This window comes from Caballeronia sp. GAWG1-1 (assembly GCF_023631465.1).
Lineage (GTDB): Bacteria > Pseudomonadota > Gammaproteobacteria > Burkholderiales > Burkholderiaceae > Caballeronia.
Window position 1 is genome coordinate 12,657 of record NZ_JALQDB010000016.1, and the last position, 21,256, is coordinate 33,912.

Annotated in this window: 17 protein-coding genes and 1 other RNA gene; 5 read left to right on the forward strand and 13 right to left on the reverse strand. The window is 61.6% G+C overall.

What is annotated here, in order from left to right; translation table 11 throughout:
* Positions 1–72 precede the first annotated feature (72 nt).
* The 10 genes from NCT03_RS10415 to gyrA form a co-directional block, all read right to left on the reverse strand.
* A complete protein-coding gene (locus NCT03_RS10415; RefSeq protein ID WP_244825914.1) occupies positions 73–366 on the reverse strand; it encodes a LapA family protein in 294 nt (97 codons plus the stop codon).
* A 358-nt stretch (positions 367–724) separates the two neighbouring features.
* Positions 725–1,054 carry an integration host factor subunit beta gene (locus NCT03_RS10420; protein WP_244825916.1) on the reverse strand — a complete coding sequence of 110 codons (330 nt, stop codon included), beginning with the start codon at positions 1,052–1,054 and terminating at the stop codon, positions 725–727.
* Between the two features lie 22 nt (positions 1,055–1,076).
* Positions 1,077–2,810, reverse strand: a complete 1,734-nt coding sequence (gene rpsA / locus NCT03_RS10425; RefSeq protein WP_244825917.1) for a 30S ribosomal protein S1 — start codon at positions 2,808–2,810, stop codon at positions 1,077–1,079.
* A gap of 165 nt (positions 2,811–2,975) precedes the next feature.
* Positions 2,976–3,656, reverse strand: a complete 681-nt coding sequence (cmk, locus tag NCT03_RS10430) for a (d)CMP kinase (RefSeq protein ID WP_244825918.1) — start codon at positions 3,654–3,656, stop codon at positions 2,976–2,978.
* 103 nt (positions 3,657–3,759) lie between these two features.
* A complete protein-coding gene (gene aroA, locus NCT03_RS10435) occupies positions 3,760–5,064 on the reverse strand; it encodes a 3-phosphoshikimate 1-carboxyvinyltransferase (RefSeq protein WP_250492630.1) in 1,305 nt (434 codons plus the stop codon).
* Positions 5,065–5,073: 9 nt separating this feature from the next.
* Entirely contained in the window at positions 5,074–6,000 is a 927-nt protein-coding gene (locus NCT03_RS10440) for a prephenate dehydrogenase (RefSeq protein ID WP_250465321.1), read from the reverse strand.
* An 81-nt stretch (positions 6,001–6,081) separates the two neighbouring features.
* Positions 6,082–7,164 (reverse strand): prephenate dehydratase, encoded by a 1,083-nt coding sequence (gene pheA / locus NCT03_RS10445; RefSeq protein WP_250465322.1) that lies wholly within the window; start codon positions 7,162–7,164, stop codon positions 6,082–6,084.
* A 40-nt stretch (positions 7,165–7,204) separates the two neighbouring features.
* A complete protein-coding gene (gene serC / locus NCT03_RS10450) occupies positions 7,205–8,287 on the reverse strand; it encodes a 3-phosphoserine/phosphohydroxythreonine transaminase (protein ID WP_250465323.1) in 1,083 nt (360 codons plus the stop codon).
* A 175-nt stretch (positions 8,288–8,462) separates the two neighbouring features.
* Positions 8,463–9,077: a DUF2059 domain-containing protein gene (locus NCT03_RS10455; protein WP_244828095.1), complete on the reverse strand. Its 615-nt coding sequence runs from the start codon at positions 9,075–9,077 to the stop codon at positions 8,463–8,465.
* Between the two features lie 170 nt (positions 9,078–9,247).
* Positions 9,248–11,911: a DNA gyrase subunit A gene (gene gyrA, locus NCT03_RS10460; RefSeq protein ID WP_244825926.1), complete on the reverse strand. Its 2,664-nt coding sequence runs from the start codon at positions 11,909–11,911 to the stop codon at positions 9,248–9,250.
* Positions 11,912–12,595: 684 nt separating this feature from the next.
* Here gyrA and ompA point away from each other — a divergent pair.
* The 5 genes from ompA to NCT03_RS10485 all read left to right on the forward strand — a co-directional run bounded on the left by ompA (position 12,596) and on the right by NCT03_RS10485 (position 18,200).
* Positions 12,596–13,252 carry an outer membrane protein OmpA gene (ompA, locus tag NCT03_RS10465; RefSeq protein ID WP_244825927.1) on the forward strand — a complete coding sequence of 219 codons (657 nt, stop codon included), beginning with the start codon at positions 12,596–12,598 and terminating at the stop codon, positions 13,250–13,252.
* Between the two features lie 255 nt (positions 13,253–13,507).
* Complete coding sequence (ubiG, locus tag NCT03_RS10470) at positions 13,508–14,206, forward strand: bifunctional 2-polyprenyl-6-hydroxyphenol methylase/3-demethylubiquinol 3-O-methyltransferase UbiG (RefSeq protein ID WP_244825928.1); 699 nt, start codon at positions 13,508–13,510, stop codon at positions 14,204–14,206.
* Positions 14,207–14,210: 4 nt separating this feature from the next.
* Positions 14,211–14,969 (forward strand): phosphoglycolate phosphatase, encoded by a 759-nt coding sequence (gene gph, locus NCT03_RS10475; RefSeq protein ID WP_250465325.1) that lies wholly within the window; start codon positions 14,211–14,213, stop codon positions 14,967–14,969.
* 55 nt (positions 14,970–15,024) lie between these two features.
* Positions 15,025–15,382: a transfer-messenger RNA gene (gene ssrA, locus NCT03_RS10480) on the forward strand.
* A 412-nt stretch (positions 15,383–15,794) separates the two neighbouring features.
* A complete protein-coding gene (locus tag NCT03_RS10485; protein ID WP_250465327.1) occupies positions 15,795–18,200 on the forward strand; it encodes an FG-GAP repeat domain-containing protein in 2,406 nt (801 codons plus the stop codon).
* A 79-nt stretch (positions 18,201–18,279) separates the two neighbouring features.
* Here NCT03_RS10485 and NCT03_RS10490 read toward each other — a convergent pair whose 3' ends face one another.
* The 3 genes from NCT03_RS10490 to NCT03_RS10500 form a co-directional block, all read right to left on the reverse strand.
* Positions 18,280–19,356 (reverse strand): glycosyltransferase family 4 protein, encoded by a 1,077-nt coding sequence (locus NCT03_RS10490; RefSeq protein WP_244825931.1) that lies wholly within the window; start codon positions 19,354–19,356, stop codon positions 18,280–18,282.
* Positions 19,357–19,752: 396 nt separating this feature from the next.
* On the reverse strand, positions 19,753–20,022 hold the full coding sequence (locus NCT03_RS10495; protein ID WP_250465329.1) for a hypothetical protein: 270 nt from the start codon (positions 20,020–20,022) through the stop codon (positions 19,753–19,755).
* A 148-nt stretch (positions 20,023–20,170) separates the two neighbouring features.
* The gene (locus NCT03_RS10500) at positions 20,171–21,241 is read right to left on the reverse strand and encodes a substrate-binding domain-containing protein (protein WP_250492676.1); all 1,071 of its coding nucleotides are present in this window, start codon (positions 21,239–21,241) and stop codon (positions 20,171–20,173) included.
* Positions 21,242–21,256: the final 15 nt, after the last annotated feature.

Here is a 21,256-nt window from a genome sequence, read left to right on the forward strand (position 1 = left end):
CGAAGAGTCGGTTAGGTGTCTGCTTTTTAACAACCCTCACGGCGCTCGCCGGGACAGTTGCGAATGATTTCTTTAGATGAGTGGCGGCATGGGCGGCTCTTCCTTCACCACCGGCGTCTCGCGTGCGACACGCAACTCGCGCTTGAGGCGCCCGTTTTCCATGCGCAAACGCAGCATCTTCGGCACAGCCGAAACCAGTCCCGCCAGCAAGCCCACGAGGAAGAATGCAAGGCCGATCAGGATCAACGGCGCTTGCCATTGAAATCCTCCGGGCGCGTTCAGCGTGACGGGGTCGCGATTCGCAAGCGCCAGCACGAGCAGAAGCACGAATACCAGGACACGGATCAGCCAGACGATGAATTTCATGTACGGTTTTCCAGGAGCGGTCGCGCGTGTCAGCGGTTGGCATGATGCCAAGCCCGCGCGGATGATAACCAGGTCAAAGTGACCGGTATTGTAATGGATGCCTTCGCGCGCCAGCACCTGCGGCGCGCCGACCCTCAATTGGAACGCATCGGGCGCGAAAGGGGTATCACCAATCGTTGAAATTGATCAGCAGGCGATGGTCGAGCAAATGCCGCACCCGTAACGTGCCGCTTTAAGGCCGCGCAAGTTCGGCCGGCAATAAAAAAAGCACCCCGCAGGGTGCTTTTCTGGTCGATTGCCTCGTGGCCGGACGCCGCGAACCTGAGATCAAGTTGATCACGGGGACGATGGGCGCCGATCAGAGATCGTCCGCATCGTCGTCATTCGACTCCTTCAGCGGCTCACCCGCACGACCATCCACGCGTTCACGCAACTCCTTGCCCGGCTTGAAGTGCGGCACGAATTTCTCCGGTACCAGCACTTTCTCACCCGACTTTGGATTGCGCCCGACGCGCGACGGACGGCGATTGAGCCCGAAGCTGCCGAAGCCGCGAATTTCGATACGATGACCGTTGGCCAAAGCCTCCGACATCGCATCGAGCATCGTCTTCACCGCGAAATCCGCATCCTTGAGGACAAGTTGCGGAAATCGCGACGCCAACTGGGCGACCAATTCCGATTTGGTCATACTGCAGCAGTACCGTTAAGGCTTAGCTGTTCTGGCCGTCAAGCTTGGCCTTGAGCAGCGCGCCGAGGTTGGTCGTGCCGGTGGCGGCGGCGTTCGAGTCCGAAGTCTGCAGACCACGAATGGCTTCCTGCTGTTCGGCCGAATCCTTCGCCTTGATCGACAGGTTGATGCCACGCGACTTGCGATCGATGTTGATGATCATCGCGTTGACCTTGTCGCCTTCCTTCAGCACGTTGCGAGCATCTTCCACGCGATCTTGCGCGATTTCCGAAGCACGCAGGTAACCTTCGACGTCCGCCGTCAGGGTGATAACCGCACCCTTCGCGTCCACCGACTTCACCGTACCGTCGACGATAGCGCCCTTGTCGTTGATCGCGACAAAGTTGTTGAACGGATCGCCTTCGAGCTGCTTGATGCCGAGCGAAATGCGTTCCTTGTCCACGTCGATGCCCAGAACCACGGCTTCGACTTCGTCGCCCTTCTTGTACTTGCGCACGGCTTCTTCGCCGGTTTCGCTCCACGACAAGTCGGAGAGGTGAACCAGGCCGTCGATGCCGCCCGGCAGACCGATGAACACGCCGAAGTCGGTGATCGACTTGATGGCGCCGCTGATCTTGTCGCCCTTCTTGAAGTTGCGGCTGAAGTCATCCCACGGATTCGGCTTGCATTGCTTCATGCCGAGCGAGATACGGCGGCGGTCTTCGTCGATTTCCAGAACCATGACTTCGACTTCGTCGCCCAGCTGCACGACCTTCGACGGTGCAACGTTCTTGTTCGTCCAGTCCATTTCCGACACGTGAACCAGGCCTTCGATGCCCGATTCCACTTCGACGAATGCGCCGTAGTCGGTGATGTTGGTGACCTTGCCGAACAGGCGCGTGCCCGACGGGTAACGGCGCGAGATGCCTTCCCACGGATCGTCGCCCAGTTGCTTGATGCCGAGCGAAACGCGGTTCTTCTCTTGGTCGAACTTGAGGATCTTGGCGGTGACTTCCTGGCCAACCGACAGAACTTCGCTCGGGTGACGCACACGACGCCATGCGATGTCGGTGATGTGCAGCAGGCCGTCGATACCGCCGAGGTCAACGAACGCGCCGTAGTCGGTGATGTTCTTGACCACGCCTTCCACGATCGCGCCTTCCTTCAGCGTTTCGAGCAGCTTTGCGCGCTCTTCGCCTTGCGTCGCTTCGATGACAGCGCGGCGCGACAGCACGACGTTGTTACGCTTGCGGTCGAGCTTGATGACGCGGAATTCGAGCGTCTTGCCTTCGTACGGCGTCGTGTCCTTGACCGGACGCGTGTCGACCAGCGAACCCGGCAGGAATGCGCGGATGCCGTTGACCATCACGGTCATGCCGCCCTTGACCTTGCCCGTGATTGTGCCGGTCACGAGTTCGTTGTTGTCGAGGGCCTTTTCCAGCGACAGCCACGAAGCCAGACGCTTCGCCTTGTCGCGCGACAGGATGGTGTCGCCATAGCCGTTTTCCAGCGCGTCGATTGCGACGGAAACGAAGTCGCCCGCCTGCACTTCAACCTCGCCCGCGTCGTTCAGGAATTCTTCGAGCGGAATGTAGGCTTCGGACTTGAGACCAGCGTTCACGACCACGAAGTTGTGGTCGACGCGCACGACTTCGGCGGAGATCACTTCGCCGGCGCGCATGTCCTGCTTGGTCAGCGACTCTTCGAACAGAGCCGCGAAAGATTCGGTATTCGGGGTAGAGGTTTGCAGGTCGGACATAAAAATCGATATTTGCACGGCTTTTGCGCGATGGCCTTTGAAGTTTCCGAAGAGCCGGAATACGGCCGGATAAGTGCGCGAGGCGATGCGGGGTTAAGGGGTTGAAACACGCTCCGCCACATGGAAGAGCACCTTGCGTCTACAGCTGACTACTGTTCTTCACAACTCGCTAAAAACGAACCGCTATACACGAACCGCGCTGTACCAACCGATGATTTGTTCCACCGTCTGATCGACCGACAAACCGGAGGTGTCCAGCGTCTTCGCGTCCGCCGCGGCTTTGAGCGGTGCGGTGGCCCGGTTGGAGTCCCGGGCGTCGCGCTCACGCAAATCTCGCAGCAAGTCATCCATATTAGCAGAAAAACCTTTTTGCATCAATTGCTTATGCCGGCGTGCCGCGCGTGCTTCGACGCTTGCGGTCAGAAACACTTTCAACGTGGCATCGGGAAAGATGACGGTGCCCATGTCGCGGCCATCGGCGACCAAGCCCGGACGCTTGCGGAACGCCCGCTGCCGCGCGACGAGCGCCTGCCGCACTTGCGGATGCACGGCGATCGCCGACGCGCGGTTGCCGACTTCCTCGGCGCGAATCTCGCTCGATACATCCACGCCGTCGAGCTGCGCGCAGCCCTCGCGGAAGGTGATGTGAAGCGCGCCGATGAGCTTTGCGAGCGCGGCTGCGTCGTCCGTGTCGATGTCGTAGCTCAGGCTTGCCAAGGCCGTTAGCCGATAAAGCGCGCCGCTGTCGAGCAGGTGGAAGCCGAGCGTGGCCGCGACGAGCGCCGCAACCGTGCCCTTGCCCGAAGCGGTCGGCCCGTCGATGGTGATTACTGGTGTGGGGTCGAATGGACGGGTCGGTTTCATTGCTCTCGGCCTTTCTGGCCCGTTATTACTGCTTTCGTTGAAGTCGAAATGGTCGCGTTTCATATTGCGGCGTTCGTTGGCGTTTGAGTCTTGGGCGTCTCTTTCAGGCGTGGGCGAGCGTCGCGAAGCGATCGAAATAATCGGGGAACGTCTTGTTCACGCACTTCGGATCGTTGATGCGCACCGGCACGCCGCTCAGACTCACGAGCGAAAAACACATGGCCATGCGGTGATCGTCGTAAGTATCGATCGCGGCGTTCGGCGTGAGTTCGGCGGGTGGCGTGACGACGAGATAATCCGCGCCCTCTTCCACCGTCGCGCCGACCTTGCGCAACTCGGTTGCCATCGCGGCGATGCGGTCCGTTTCCTTCACGCGCCAGCTAGCGATATTGCGCAGCGTGGTCGTGCCGTTGGCAAAGAGCGCGGCGACGGCAATGGTCATCGCCGCGTCGGGAATCAGGTTGAAGTCCATGTCGATGGGCGCGAGTTTGCCGTCGTCGGACTCGACGCCGCGCACTTCGATCCAGTCTTCGCCCATCATCACGTTCGCGCCCATGCGATTGAGCGCGTCGGCGAACCCGACATCGCCCTGGATGCTCGCCCGGCCCACGCCTTCCACGCGCACCGGACCGCCGCCGATCGCGCCCGCCGCCAGGAAATACGACGCGGACGATGCATCGCCTTCGACCATGATCGCGCCTGGCGACCGGTAGCCCGCGCCGGCCGGCACGGTAAAGCGCGCCCAGCCGTCGCGCTCGACCTGCACGCCGAAACGCTCCATCAGCCGGATGGTGATGTCGATGTACGGCTTCGAAATCAGCTCGCCTTCGACTTCGATGGTCACCGGCGCGTCACGCCCCTCGATCACCGGAAGGCTCATCAAAAGCGCGGTCAGAAACTGACTCGATACATCGCCGCGTACGCGGATGGGTTGGTCGATGGCGATTTTCGCCGCATGAATCTTGAGCGGCGGGAAGCCCTCGTTGAGCTCGTAGTCGATTTTCGCGCCGATCTGACGCAAGCCATCGACCAGATCGCCGATTGGCCGTTCGTGCATGCGCGGCACGCCATGCACGCGATATTCGCCGCCGTTGACCGCGAGCGCCGCCGTGAGCGGCCGCACCGCCGTGCCCGCGTTGCCGAGAAACAGCTCCGCCTTCTTCGACGGAAACGCGCCGCCCGTGCCGTTCACGATGACGCGTGCGCCGTCGTTTAGAAGCGTAACGCCGAGCGTTTGCAGCGCGGCGAGCATCACGCGTGTGTCGTCGGAATCGAGCAGATTCGTGATCTGCGTTTCGCCGCTCGCGAGCGCGGCGAGCAAAAGCACGCGGTTCGAGATGCTCTTCGAGCCGGGCAGCCGCACCGTGCCGGACGCGCGGGAGAAGGGTCCGAGATCGAGATGTTCCATGGTCTTTCCTTATTTCGCGGCGGGATCGCCGGACGTCTTGATGCTGCCGCGTTCCTGCCATTCTTTTCTGGCGACACGCGAACGCGCGAACGCCGCTTCGAGCGCCGCGCCGTCCGACGCATCGATGGCCGCGCGAAACCGTGCGAGCACGGCGGCGTAATCGTCGAGTTCGGCGAGCAGCGCGGCGCGATTCGCCACGCAGATGTCGCGCCACATTTCCGGACTCGATGCCGCGATGCGCGTGAAATCGCGAAATCCGCCCGCGGCGAAAGAGAACTTCAGCTCGGCGTCGGGCGCTTGCAAAATCTGCTCGACGAGCGCGAACGAGAGCACGTGCGGCAGATGGCTCACCGACGCGAACACGCGATCATGCTGCGTCTCGCTCATGCGATGCACCGCCGCGCCGGTCGCGCGCCACATCGCGGCGATGCGGTCGACATCGGCCGGCGCGTTTTCGGCGAGCGGACAAAGCACGACGTTGCGATCCACGTAAAGGTCGGGCAAGGCGGCATCGACGCCGCTCGATTCGCGCCCGGCGATCGGATGCCCGGGCACGAACTGCGCAAGCTTTACGCCGAGCGCCGCGCGCGCCGCCGCGACGACGTCGCTCTTGGTGCTGCCTGCGTCCGTGACGATGGTCCGCGCTTCGAGCAAGGGCGCGATGCGCGCGAGCAGCGGTTCGGTCTGCGCGACGGGCGCCGCGATCAAGACGAGATCCGCGCCGTGCAACGCGCGTGCGAGCGCCGCGTCGTCGTCGAGCGCGACGGCTTCGTCGATCACGCCGAGTTCGAGCGCGCGTTCGACCGAGCGCAGCGAGCGTCCGACGCCGACCACGCGGCCTTCGATTCCCGCGCGCTCGCGCAACGCGCGCGCAAGCGATCCGCCGATCAGGCCGACGCCGAAAATAACCAGTTTATTGAAAGAGAATGCGTCCACGGAACATCGATAAGTGCGCGCCGTTCGACGCTGGAAAAATCGGCCGCTGCCCAATCGAGCGGCGGCCGGCGAAAACTCGGGTCAACGCGCGCGCGGATAGGACCCGAGAATCTTCAGAAACGCGGCCTTGCGTCCGAGTTCATCGAGCGCGGCGGCGACGAACGCATCGTCGCGATGCCCTTCGATATCGATATAGAAGTAATACTCCCACGTGCCGGCGCGCGCGGGCCGCGATTCGAAGCGCGTCATGGAAACGCCGTGCTTTGCGAGCGGCTCCAGGAGCTTGAACATTGCGCCCGATTCATTGGTCACCGTCACGATGAGCGACGTTTGATCGTGACCGCTCGGCCCCGTCGGTTCGCGACCGATGATCACGAAGCGCGTGCGATTGTGCGGGTCGTCCTGAATCTGCGAATAAACGACGCCCAAGCCGTAATGCGTGGCCGCGCGGTCGCCAGCGATGGCCGCGACGGCCGGGTCGCCCACCGCGATACGCGCCGCTTCCGCGTTGCTCGAAACCGCCTGCCGTTCGAGCTGCGGCGCGTTCGCGGTCAGCCAGTGCTGGCACTGCGCGAGCGCTTGCGGATGCGCATAGACGCGCTTCACGCCTTCGAGCGTGCCGGACGCGGTCAAGAGATTGTGGTGAATCGGCAGCGCGAGTTCGCCGCCAATTAAGAGCGACGTTTCCAGCAGCAAGTCCAGCGTGCGCGACACCGCGCCTTCCGCCGAATTCTCGACCGGCACGACGCCATATTGCGCGGCGCCCGCTTCGACCGAGCGAAACACTTCGTCGATGGACGGACACGCGAGGCCCTCGATCGAATGACCGAAGTATTCGAACATCGCCTGTTCGCTATACGTGCCGACCGGGCCCAGGAACGCTGAACGGATAGTCTGTTCGAGCGCGCGGCTCGCGGCCATGATCTCGCGCCAGATCGCGGCGATGTGCGCGTCGGCGAGCGGGCCGTCGCTCATTTCCTGCAGACGCGCGATGACTTGCAGTTCGCGCTCCGGCCGAAACACGGGCGCGTTGAAATGCTTCTTCACTTCGCCGACTTCGAGCGCGACGGAAGCGCGCTGATTCAAAAGCGCGATGAGTTGCGCGTCGAGCGCGTCGATGCGTTCACGCAGCGGTTTGAGTCTTAAATTGAGATCGTCGTCCATGCGGTGCTTGGGGCAGATGCAGTTAAAGGAGCGATGAGGCTTACGCGCTGGTCCGCTCGAATTCCTTCATGTACTCGACGAGCGCTTTCACGCCCTCGACCGGCACCGCGTTGTAGATCGATGCCCGCATGCCGCCGACGGACTTGTGGCCCTTCAGTTGCAACAGACCGCGCGCCTTGGCGCCGGTCAGGAAATCGGTATTGCGCGATTCGTCGGCGAGGAAGAACGGCACGTTCATGCGCGAGCGCGCGTTCCGGTCGACCTTGTTGACGTAGAAATCGCTGGAATCGATGGTGTCGTAAAGCAACGTCGCCTTTTCGAGATTGCGCGCTTCCATGGCTTCCAGGCCGCCCTGTTTCTTCAGCCACTTGAAGACGAGGCCAGCGACGTAGATCGCGTAAGTGGGCGGCGTGTTGTACATCGAATTGTTCTCCGCGACGATCTTCCACTCGAACGCGGACGGGCAGATCGACAGCGCGCGGTCGAGCAGATCCTCGCGCACGATCACGACCGTCACGCCCGCCATGCCGATGTTCTTCTGCGCGCCGCCGAAGAGCACGCCGTACTTGGCGACGTCCATGGGACGCGAAAGAATGTGCGACGACGCGTCCGCCACGAGCGGAATGTCGCCGAGATCGGGAATTTCGAAGGCCTCGACGCCGTCGATGGTTTCGTTCGTGCACAGATGCACGTAGGCGGGATCGTCCGAAAGCTGCCACTCGCTCAACACAGGCACGCGCGTGAAGCCCTGCTCGGTCTTGCCAGTCGCCGCGAGATGCGGCGTGCAGTACTTCTGCGCTTCCTTGAGCGACTTGGTCGACCATGAACCGGTGACGACGAAATCGGCGGTCTTCTTCGTACCGAGCATGTTCATCGGCACGATGGCGTTTTCGCCAATGCCACCGCCCTGCAGAAACAATATGCGATGCGACGCCGGCACCTTGAGCAATTCCCGCAGATCGGTCAGCGCCGCTTCATGGATCGACGTGAACTCCGCGCCGCGGTGACTCATCTCCATCACGCTCATGCCGCTGCCTTGCCAATCGAGCATTTCATCGGCGGCTTGCTTCAACACTTCTTCTGGCAAGGCGGCCGGGCCGGCGGAGAAATTGAACACGCGCATCTGGAGATCCCGATTTGTCTCGTTCGACAGACGCGGAGCCTGAAACGATGAGCCGAAAAGCTCGTTGTCCGCGCCTAAAAAAGAAATGGCTGCTTGCGCTTGCGCGCAAACAGCCATTATCGCACTGTCCTGAAAACCCGCCAATGCGCGAGCCTTCCAGACTATGCCACCGTGCTTACTTGCCCGGCTTGACGCTTGCCACTTCCTGGTCGGCTTGCGTGCGCGTTGCCTTGATGGCTTGCGGCATGTACTTCTGCATCAAACCATTGACCACGTCGCGACCAACTTGGTCTTGAACCTGAATGAACTTGCGGCCCGTCGTGCTCTTGTAGAACGAGGTCAGGTCCTTGATTTCATCGGTCGTGTAGTACTTCGCGTATGCGTCGTACTGAGCTTTCATCGCGTCTTGACGGAAGCTGTCAGTTGCGAACACCTGCCCTGCCGAGTCAACCAGCTTCGGCACTGCGTTCTTTTGCAGCGTCGGAACGGCAGCTTGCTTCTGCTTGTCGTTCAGCGACTTGTTTTCCGACAGCGCGTCCGACAGGATTGCCGGGACGAGTTGCTTCGACTGCATTTGCGCGCTGTTGCCGATCGCGCCGACCAGCTTCTGCGCGTCGATCGCGTCGAGCAGGTCCTTGATCGCGGCTTGCTTGGCCGGATCAACCGGGGCTGCTGCGGCCGGTGCCGGAGCTGCCGCCTGGTTCGGCGCCTGGTTCTGAAGCGACTGAGCCATCGCGAAAGTCGGCACGAAAGCGGCCAGCAACATCCACTGCTTGAAACGTCCTTGCATCATTACTCCCTGTAAAAAATATCCAGTTCTGCACCGGCGACGAGCCTTCAGATTTTCGACGCTGGCTTCGGACATAACGAAGCACAGCGCCGACAACAGGCCCGAGTCGCGCAGCTTAACCAATTCAGGCTTTCAAAAGCGAATACGAGAAGCTTGCGTCACAAAAAATATCAGGCGTCTTCGCCGTTTTCATCATTTTCTGAGTCGCCCGGCGCGGCGGCGGAGCCGTTCGTGCCGGTGTCGCCTTCGTCGAGTGCTTCAGCTTCTGCTTCCACTTCGGCTTCCGCCTCCGCGATATGCTGCAGTCCCGACAACTTGGTGCCCTCGTCAAGGCTGATGAGTGTAACACCTTGAGTTGCACGCCCCATTTCGCGGATTTCGGACACGCGCGTGCGGATGAGCACGCCCGATGTCGTAATGAGCATGATCTCGCTTTCCGGCTCGACGAGCGTCGCGGCGACCACGCGGCCGTTGCGCTCGGAAGTCTGGATCGCGATCATGCCCTTCGTGCCGCGGCCATGGCGTGTGTATTCGTTGATCGGCGTGCGCTTGCCGTAGCCGTTTTCCGTCGCGGTGAGCACCGACTGGATTTCGTCGCCGGCCACGAGCATGGCGATGACCTGCTGACCGTCTTCCAGTTGCATGCCACGCACGCCGCGCGCTTCGCGGCCCATGGCGCGCACGTCGTTCTCGTCGAAACGTACCGCCTTGCCTGAATCGGAGAACAGCATGACGTCATGCGCGCCGTCGGTAATGGCCGCGCCGATGAGAAAGTCGCCGTCATCCAGACCGACCGCGATGATGCCCTTCTTGAGCGGACGGCTGAACGCTTCGAGCGGCGTCTTCTTGACGGTGCCGAGCGAAGTGGCCATGAAGACGAACTTGTCGGCCGAGAAGTCCTTGATAGGCAGCACGACGTTGATCTTCTCGCCTTCCTGCAGCGGGAACATGTTGACGATTGGCCGGCCGCGCGAATTGCGCGAGCCTTGCGGCACTTCGTAGACCTTGATCCAGTACACGCGACCGCGGTTCGAGAAGCACAGCATGTGATCGTGCGTGTTCGCGATGAAAAGCGTGTCGATCCAGTCGTCTTCCTTCATTTGCGTGGCCTGCTTGCCACGCCCGCCACGCTTTTGCGCGCGATACTCGGAAAGCGGCTGCGACTTCACGTAGCCGGTATGCGACATGGTCACGACCATTTCCTGCGGCGTGATCAGGTCTTCGGTGTTCAGCTCGGTTGCATTCAACTCGATACGCGAACGACGCTCGTCACCGAACTCGGCGCGTACCTGGCCCAGTTCTTCGACGATGATCTGACGGATACGCTCCGGCCGCGCGAGGATGTCGAGCAAGTCGGCGATCTGCGCCATCACGTCGCGATACTCGGCGACGATCTTGTCTTGTTCGAGACCCGTCAGGCGTTGCAGGCGCATCTGCAGAATTTCCTGCGCCTGAACGTCCGACAGCTTGTACAGCCCATCTTCCTGCAGCCCGTAGGCCGGATTCAGTCCTTCCGGACGATACGCAATACGCCCGCCCGTCGCCTCGGTCTCGGTGCGCGTGAGCATTTCGCGCACGAGCGAAGAATCCCACGGACGGTTCATCAACTCTTGCTTCGCCACAGGCGGAGTCGGCGCGGCCTTGATGATCGCGATGAATTCGTCGATATTCGCGAGCGCCACCGCGAGGCCTTCGAGCACGTGTCCGCGATCGCGCGCCTTGCGCAGTTCGTAGACCGTGCGCCGCGTGAGCACTTCCCGCCGATGCGACAGGAAGCATTCCAGCATTTCCTTCAGGTTCAGCAGCTTGGGCTGGCCGTCGACGAGCGCGACCAGATTCATGCCGAAAGTGTCCTGAAGCTGCGTCTGCTTATACAGATTATTCAGAATGACTTCCGGCACTTCTCCGCGCTTGAGTTCGATCACGACACGCATGCCGCTCTTGTCGGACTCGTCGCGAATGTCGGAGATGCCCTCGATCTTTTTCTCGTTGACGAGTTCGGCGATGCGCTCGAGCAGCGTGCGCTTGTTCACCTGATACGGAATCTCGTCGACGATGATGGCCATGCGCTGGCCGCGGTCGATCTCTTCGAAGTGCGTGGTCGCACGCATGACGACGCGACCGCGCCCCGTGCGATAACCGTCGCGCACGCCCGCGACGCCGTAGATGATGCCGGCCGTCGGGAAGTCCGGCGCCGGCACGATCTCGATGAGTTCGTCGACCGTCGCCTCAGGCGTGTTGAGCAGATGCAGACAGGCGTCGACGATTTCGCGCAAATTGTGCGGCGGAATGTTCGTTGCCATGCCGACCGCGATACCGGCTGAGCCGTTGATCAGCAGATTCGGGATGCGCGCCGGAAGTACGAGCGGTTCGCTTTCGCTGCCGTCGTAGTTCGGGCCGAAGTCGACGGTTTCCTTGTCGATGTCGGCCAGCAGTTCGTGACCGATCTTCGCCATGCGGATTTCGGTGTAACGCATGGCGGCGGCGTTGTCGCCGTCGACCGAACCGAAGTTGCCCTGGCCGTCCACCAGCATGTAGCGCAGCGAAAACGGCTGAGCCATGCGAACGATCGTCTCGTACACCGATGCGTCGCCGTGCGGATGGTACTTACCGATCACGTCGCCGACGATACGCGCCGACTTTTTATACGCGCGATTCCAGTCGTTGTTCAGCTCGTGCATGGAATAAAGCGCGCGACGGTGTACGGGCTTCAGTCCATCGCGGACATCGGGAAGCGCTCGCCCGACGATCACGCTCATCGCGTAATCGAGATATGAGCGGCGCATTTCCTCCTCTAGGGAGATTGGCAGAGTCTCTTTGGCGAATTGATCCATTATCCGTGTCTTGAACTGTGCAGCAGCGACACAGCAGCGCGATCCGACGATTCGAAAACATTACCTCGAGTTTCGCCCTCGCCCGCCGGCCGCGCGACCCGCGCCGGCCAGGCGCGTAAGCCATACGCTGCGGCGCTGCGAACGCAGCGCATCCAAAGATTCTAACATGCGCGACATCCGCGTCCGGAGGCTCGGCGTATACATAGTGTATGGGACGCTCAACCGCCGTTCCCGATCTTGAGGAATGAGGGATAGATGCACTTGTTCCAATTACTTACAAAAACCAGGGAACGTTTCACTGATTTCGTCACTTAGGCGGGCTATGATGCCGCCTCGTCGTTTTGCTAAAGCAGTACAAACCCGACGATAAAGATACGCAGATATTGGCTCGCGGGCACATAAAGTGCGCACGTTTCGCGCCTTCCGCGGCCAAGACCGGCTCCTGTCCCTTTCTTGTTGCGCATGCACCACATAAGGTTGCGGGCGCAGAGGGTGCGGGGATATTTTTATCGTTGCAAGGGAACGATATGGCAAAATGCCAACGCACAAAGTTAGACACTGCTCGAAGTCTACACAGCCGCGTTTTGTTCCGTAGGGAATGTTATACTCCGAGCAATGTATGACTTGTCTTTGTCTACAGGCTCGCAGTAAACCTGCGGTAATCTCAATTTCGAGAGGAGAAATATGAATAAACTTTCAAAGCTCGCGTTCATTGCAGCTACCGCAGTTATGGCTGCATCGGCCTCGGCGCAATCGGTGCCGGCCTCGCGACAAGCCGTGAACGACAACTGGGTGAACGGCACGGGCGAGTATGTGTGGATGAACGGCACGAACGAACTCTGCTGGCGCGACGCATTCTGGACCCCGGCCACGGCCAACGCAAAGTGCGATGGCGCTCTGGTCGCAGTCGCGCCGACGCCGCCCGCACCGGTCGCTCCGCCGCCCCCGGTTATCCAAAGCCAGAAGGTCACCTATCAAGCTGACGCTCTGTTCGACTTCGACAAGGCAGTTCTGAAGCCGGCTGGCAAGACCGCGCTTGACGATCTCGCATCGAAGATCGGCGCGCTGAACCTGGAAGTCGTGGTCGCTACCGGCTACACCGACCGCATTGGTTCGGACAAGTACAACGACCGTCTGTCGCTGCGCCGTGCGCAAGCTGTCAAGGCTTACCTGGTCAGCAAGGGCATCGAAGCCAACCGTATCTATACGGAAGGCAAGGGCAAGCGCAACCCGGTCACCACGGGCTGCAACCAGAAGAACCGCAAGCAACTCATCGCCTGCCTCGCACCGGATCGTCGCGTGGAAGTCGAAGTTGTCGGCACGACGCGTCAGCCGCAGTAATTGCGCTGATTGCCGCAGGATCGAACCCCCGCTTCGGCGGGGGTTTTTTTATGCCTGCGGCTTTCGTGAATCTCGGCGAGATGCGCGCATCGAATAAACGCAATAACCGTGGCCCCGGCGCAGGCGGCTTCGACGGCTATGGCACGGAACGAGCGAAGTTGTCGGCGACGCGTCACTTCAGCTTTTTGCCGCCCTTTTCCCGCGCCTATATACTCGATCCTTAACGATTCACGACTTAGAAGGGCAATTGAGAATATGACCAACGTCGATCCCCACGAACTGCAGAAATTTAGCGAGCTTGCGCATCGCTGGTGGGACCCGAACGCCGAGTTCAAACCGCTTCACGAATTGAACCCGGTGCGGCTCGACTGGATCGATGCGCACGCGCATCTGATGAGCAAGCAAGTGCTCGACATCGGCTGCGGCGGCGGCATTCTGTCGGAATCGATGGCGGCGCGTGGCGCGAAAGTCAAGGGCATCGACTTGTCGTCGAGTGCGCTTGGCGTCGCGGATCTGCATAGTCTGGAAAGCGGCGTGGAGGTGGCGTACGAGGAGATCGCAGCCGAAGCGCTGGCCGCGCGCGAACCCGCTTCCTACGACGTCGTGACCTGCATGGAAATGCTCGAGCACGTGCCGAATCCGGCGGGCACCGTTGCCGCGTGCGCCGCGCTGGTCAAACCAGGCGGCTGGGTCTTCTTCTCTACGCTGAATCGCAACGCAAAGGCGTATATGTTCGCCGTGATCGGCGCGGAGTACATCGCGCGCATGTTGCCGCGCGGCACGCATGACTATGCGCGCTTCATCAAGCCGTCCGAACTCGCCACCTTCGCGCGCACGGCGTCGCTCTTGCCGGTCGACATCAAGGGCATCACCTACCGTCCGTTCTCGCGCCACTTCGGGCTGTCTACTGACACGAGCATCAACTACATGATGGCCTGCCGCCGGGAAGCCTGACGCCATGACCCAAGAAGACCAGAACGGTGTTGTCCAGACGACGCCCCTGCCCGACGATCCCACCCCGCTGCCCCAGCGCGCCGCCGACGGCGATTCGCTCGGGCTTTGCCAGGCCGTACTGTTCGATCTCGACGGCACCATCGCCGATACTGCGCCCGATCTCGTCGCGGCCGTCAACAAGATGCGGCACGATCGCGGACTCGAAATGCGCCCCCTCGAAACTCTGCGGCCTTACGCATCGGCGGGTGCGCGCGGGTTGTTGGGCGGCGCGTTCGAGATCAGCCCCGAGCATCCCGATTTCGCGGCGATGCGCGATGAGTTTCTCGCCAACTACGAAGCGGATTTGTGTATCGAAACGACGCTGTTTCCCGGTATCACCGAGTTGCTCGATCAGCTCGATGCACGCGGCGTGCGCTGGGGCATCGTGACGAATAAGGTGACGCGCTTCGCCGAACCGCTCGTCGCCCTGCTCGGACTGGATAAGCGGGCCGGTTGTCTCGTCTGTGGCGATACGACGGCGCATTCGAAGCCGCATCCCGCGCCGCTGCTGCACGCGGCCGAATTACTGGATGTGGCGCCGGAGCGAATCGTCTATGTCGGCGACGACTTGCGCGACGTTCAGGCAGGCTTTGCAGCCGGCATGATCACTGTGGCGGCGGCCTATGGCTATTGCGGCGACGACATTCCGCCGCACCGCTGGCACGCGACTCACGTAGTGGACACGCCAGAAGAACTGCAGCAATTGCTGCGCGACATCGCTTGAAAGTGGCCGCGGTTCGCCTCACATGGCTTTTCATGGGATAATCCCCGTTCTGCTTGGGGGCGACCTGGTTTCGACAGGGGTTGCGAAGCGGTCAGGGCATACCGAGGACCCGTCACCTCGTTAATCAATGGGAAAAACGTAACTGCAAACGACGAAACGTTCGCACTGGCAGCCTAAGGGCCGCCGTCCTCTCACTAACTTACTGACGGGTTAGGGTAGCAATACCACGAGAGGTCATATACGTCAGTTAAGCTTTGTCGGCGTCACGACGCCAAAGTCGAAAATTTAGTGGATCGCTGTAGCGAAGCGTGTTCGTCCGCGTTGCTACGGTTAAATCAAAAGATAGAACTAAGTATGTAGAACTGTTCGTAGAGTGCTTCTGGACGCGGGTTCGATTCCCGCCGCCTCCACCACCCCATTTGAAACCCGCGCATGCGAAAGCACCGCGGGTTTTTTCTTGCCACGGCTCGCCAACCCGCGCGAATAAGCGAATCCGCGAAACCCGTAGGCAAAAAAAAGCCCCGCGCGGGGCGGGGCAAACATCCTTGAGAGACGTAGCTCTGGCAGAGACAACCTCGGCTACGGACGAGAGAATAGTCGGCGGCCAGTACTGTTCGTATCAGAGCGGTCCTAAAACGCTGCTTTACAGCAGTTATCTTGATGCACGTAAGCCCGGCGCAAGGCGATGCCTTTCTGTGCCGCAAGATTGGACGCGTCAGCCCCATTCATGTTCGCTCGGCCACTGACCGATTTCTCGTTCGCACGGCAATCTTCTGCTTTATTCTGTCGACGATCGGCGCGTCGATAAGCGCTTACGGGGAAAGCATGCGCAGAAGCATAGCGAGACGGTGGATCGGCAATCTGATTCTTTCTTTGATGTGGGCGCTATGCGGCGCGCTCCTGCCGGCTGGCGCCCGCGCGGCCCCGCCCGTCGCCGATTGCCACGCGGGCACACTCATCACGGTAGTCGCCCACCTGGACGACGATCTCCTCTTCGTGAATCCCGGCATCAGCGACAAGCTCGACGCCGGCTGGTGCGTGACGACGGTTCACCTGATCGGCGGCGCAAACGGTGCGAAGTTCGATTACGTCGTGCTTCGCGAGACCGGCACGAAGCTCGCCTATGCGCGCATGGCAGGCGTGCCGGACAAATGGCAAGAATCCACAGTGATGCTCGCGGGGAAGCCCGTGCATCAGCTCGTGCTGACGCAACAGCCGCGCGTGAAGCTGCTCGAATTGCGGTTGCCTGGCGGCGGGGTGCGCGGCGGCAAGGTGCCGCTCGGTTTGCTGTGGGATCGCGGGCAGACGCTCAATACCTATCCGCTGCAAGCGGACGGCACCGGTTCGACCACTTACGACCGCGCCGCCCTTTCCGCGACGCTGCGCGCGATCCTATTGCAAGCTACGGAAATCTACACGCTCAATCCGGATACGGTCGCCTTCATGGAGCATCCAGATCACATTCTCGCGGCGCGCATCACGCGTGTGGTTGCGCAGAGCCTGAAGCGCGATGTGCCGATCGGCTATCACGTCACCTATCCGACGGGCGGCTTGCCGAAGAATCTCGACGCCGCGCAAACGCTGCGAAAGCGCGATGTCGTCGGCAGCTATTTCGCGATCGATGGCAACGACGCCGGTCACGTCTTCGGCGAGTACATGTGGGACGGCAACTGGGTCGCGCGCCGCTACTGGAGCATGGCCCATGCGAACGACGCCGGTCCGGAGTTCCAGTTGCGCCCGTTCCAGCTCGTCAACGAATACTCGAACCGCTGCCTGACATCGGCCGGTGCGGATAAGGCACCGACGCTCGCCGCATGCACAGGCGCCGCGACGCAAAACTGGTTCTGGCAACAGTTGCCCGCCGCGCCGGGCGCTAAAAACGATGCGCTCTTCGTGAGCGCGGCGACGCGCGGGTGTATCGCGGAACGGGAAAACGGGCTTGTCGAGGAAAGCTGCAAGCCGGAAAGCGCGGTACAGCACTGGACGCCGTGGGACTTCGGCTTCGTGTACACGCCGCTCGATCACTGTCTCGGCGAGAAAAACGACTTACTGACGGCAAGCCGCTGTTCGATGCTGACGGCGCAGTATCGATGGTCGCCGTCATCGCAAACGGTGTGGACGGACACGCGGCAGGAAGGCGCCCTCTTCGGCGACGTTCGTGGCGAAGGCCGCGACAGCACCGTGTATGTGCAGCGGCGCAAGGACGGGCCCGGCTTCAACGTCTGGGTGGCGGAGATGTCGCGCTTCGACCGGGCGTCGCCGTGGTTTCTGAACGCCGTGCCGTTCGACCCGCAAGCCACCGCGCCGACCTGCAATGCCGATTCGCTTTGCTTCGACAGCGCGCGCTTTCTGTTGGGCGATTTCGATGGCGACGGCCGCGCCGATCTGATGGCGATTACGCCGCGCAACGGCGGCACCGCATTCTGGCTCCTCAAAAGCGCCGGCACGCATTTCGAGGCGCCGCGTCTGTGGTTTCAGACGAGCGCGGCATGGACGCCCGAAATCGCGCAGCAATACGTGGCAGGCGATTTCAACGGCGACGGCCGAGCCGACGTGATGATCGCGCAGAAAAGCAAGGACGCGGGGCTCGACCTCTGGGTGCTGACGTCGGACGGCGCGACGGCGAACGGGCCTGCGCTGTGGTTAAAGGCGAGCCAGTTGAGTCAGAGCGCGCGTTTCATGCCGGCTCGCGTGGCGCAATCGAAGCACGTGGGGCTTCTCGCGATCGAGAATATCGACGGCGCGCTCGCGCTCTCGCAATTCGCGAGTGACGGAAGCGCCTTCGCGCCGAGCTATCGCACGAACGTCTATGCGCAGTTGCGCGCGCCGTTCGCCAAGGTCGTGGCGGGCGATATCGATGGCGACGGCATCGACGATCTGGCCGTGCTCGAACCGCGTGGGGACAGCGCGAGCACGCGCGTCTTCACGATGAAAGGCGGCAAGGCGTTCGGCCCGGCCATCGAGACGACGACGCTCGCCGATACGTCCTACGCGGATTCAATGCCCGCAATCGCGCGCGTCACCGAACACGACGATCACGCCACGCTGGTGCTGTTCAAGCGCGCGAACGCGTTGCTCGGCGAGTTCTATTACACGGGCGGCGCGCCGAGTCTCTACGGCTACGAATTCGATACGGCGTTCAAGCTCGGGCCGGTGAAAATTTGGGGCGAATTGCCAGGGCTGTTTTCCGAGTCGCTGTGGCTCAAGACGCTGGCTTACTGGGGGCAGTGAAAGCGCGTTCGCCGTCACCAAATCAAACGCGCCGACCGGGCAACCGATGCGGCGCGTACTTGTTCAAACAAGCCGACGCTCAACTTAGGCCCACGCGCAAGTTCAGAACGTCCCGCGCGATCGCCAGATACTTGTCCGCCGTGCTCTGCAAGGTCAGGCCGTTGAGCGGGCGCGTCGCGCGCGGCTGATTGAGCGCATCGAGCAAGGCGTGGCCGTAGGCGTCGCTGTCGGCGGTATCGAGTAATTGCACGCCGGGAAAACCACCCGCGAAGGCGAACGATGCAATCGCGCTCGCGACCACCGGAATGCCCGACGCCAGCGCCTCCAGAAAGCCGATGCTATGCGCCTCGAAGCTCGAAGGCATGGCGAACACGCTCGACGCCTTCAGAATCTGCGCGACGTTCATCTGCGGCCCTTCGATCTTCACGCGATCGCCAAGTCCGAGCTTCGCGACCAGATCGACGACCGCCTTGTGATAGTCGAGATTTTCGATGACGCCGCACAGCAGCAGTCGCGCATCCGGCTCGGCGCGCGCGACGCGCGCGAACGCTTCGACCGTCTGCAACTGATTCTTCTCGGGAATGTAGCGGCCCACCTGCACGATCTGCTTGGCGGCCACGGGAATGGACGGTTGCGCGTCGTCGGCGAAACGGGAGACATCGACGCCGTTGGGCACGACGATCATCGAAGGATGCAGCCCGATTTCCTGCACGTAGTTGTCGATATTCTTCTGCGACACGCCAATCACCGCCTTCGCCCGGCTCGACAGCAATCGCTCGGCGCGCAAAAGCGCCCGGTTCGCGAAGTCGTTCGCGCCGGAGTGCATGACCCAGACGATCGGCACCCGCGTCGGCAAGGCGCGAACGTAGAGCGCGGGAATGGTGGCGTGCGCGAAGATGATGTCGGGCTTGAACTGACGGATCGCGCGATGCAAGAACAGCAAGCGTCCGAGCTTGCCAGGGTTTTTCGTCGGGAAAAGGCAGATCACGCCGTGCGAACCGAGTTCCGCGCTGATGTGTTTGAAGTCGTCGTGTTCCGGCATCAGCGATGCGATGCAGACGTCGTGGCCCGATCGCTGATGCCCGATCGCGACGCCTTTGGCAAGCACTTCGGCCCCGGATAGTCGGGGCGCCAGTATGACCTGGAGAATACGCATTTTGCAGTCCCTCGGCTGATCCGAAGTGCGCTCAGTGGCCACACGCTTTGCCCAAAGTATCGTGGTCCCCGTCGCCGCCCGCCGGTTCGCATCATCCGGCGGCCAGCGCACTTCCTGTTTTTTGTGTTTTATGACTAATGAGCCATGCCCACGCAAAACAGCACACGGGAGCACGCCGTCATAAGGTACTCCGGAGGTCATACCAAACGCCCGCCATCACATAGCGTTTTTCAGTCGATGCGTAAGACGTTGAAAGTGCATGTGTGACTGCGCGCACACGTCCTGCCGCGTCGCGTCAGTGCAAAGCGGTTTTGGCACGAAGTAAGAGGAAGATTTTGCTGCAACCGCACACGCTGTTCGGCATTCGGCAATGCGGTCGCAAAAGTGAAACGGCGATCAGTTGGTGCCGTCCTTCGGGCACTTCAGATTGCAGCCGTCCGGGTCGCCGAGGTCGCCGCGACGGCGCATGGGCGAGCTGCCCTTTTGATACTTATCGGTTGGCGCGGAAGCCGCAAACTGCATTTGCGGATGCTCGTTGAGGCGGAACTGGTCTTGCAGCACGCCGCCCGGCACGCCAGGCGAATTCTGGGCAAACGCAACGGGAATCAGATAGAACGCACCGGCGACGAGCGCAGCGGTGGTGGAAGCGAGCAACGAAAGTTTCATGGCGGAATTTCGCGCGGGACAGCCGCGTCTGGAACAGGGTTGAGTCGACAGCAAAGCGTTAGGTTAACCCAATTCACCGCCGCCAGCAGTTTCTTCCGGGCCGCCATCTTCTTACCGTTCGTTTCTCCCGCGCGCGTCGGCGCGTGTCTCAACCGCGCAAACCTTCTTCGATATCGACGAGCGAGCCGCAACGCGCCGGGTCGTAACCTTCCAGATGCGCCACGCTGTCGTTGAACGCGTCGCTGCGTAACACGCGCAATACGGTGGCAAGCCGCGCCTCGTTGAGCCGCGCGCGTTCGCATGCGAAGAAGTAGTCCTCGTCGATGATCGGAATGAAGTCGAGCGCGAAGTGCTGCGCGGCGGGCTGCACGCCAAAGCCCAAGTCGGCCATGCCGCTCGCGACGAACGCGGCGATGGCCGAATGCGTGAGTTCGGTGGTCGCGTAACCGTTGATCTGATCGGGATCGACACCGACGCCGCGCAAGGACAAATCGAGCAGCATGCGCGTGCCCGAGCCCGGCTGACGATTCACGAAGCGCACGTCGCTGCGCGCGAGATCGCGCAGTCCCGTCACGCGCTTTGGGTTGCCCTTCGGCACGAAGAGGCCCTGCGTGCGCCGCGTGAGCCGAATGAGTTGATGCTTGCCCGCATCGAGATAAGGACGATAGCTCTCCGCACACGTCGCGCGAAACGGGCCGATCGGCAGATGAAAGCCCGCCAGTTCGCACTCGCCGCGAGCCAGCGCACTCACGGCTTCGTAACTTTCGCGGTATTTGATGTCCACCGGCACGCGCTGTTCGCCGAGCGCGTGCACGAGCGTCGCGACCGCGTAGCCGTGCGATGCATGAATGCGCACTTGCGCGAGACCACTGGCGAGTTTGCGATTGAGTTCATTGGCGACATCGCTTGCGACGGACTGCAACGGCGTTTCGAGCCGGTCGCCGCAAACGCGCTGCGCACGCAACACGGACTCGCCAAGTTCCGACAAGACCGACCCGCGTCCGCGCGATTTTCGGATCAGCGCGCCACCCAGCCGCGCCTCGATTTCGCGCAACAAACCCCACGCATGCCGATAGGACAAACCCTTAGCGCTCGCGGCATTCGCGATGCTGCCAGTCTGAGAGACGAGCTTCAAAAGCGGCACAACCGCATTCAGGCTGGTCTCCCGGCCATCGGCGTCGCGAAGGATGAGTTCGGCGCGGCATTCGACATCGACCATATGCATTGCCCCTTC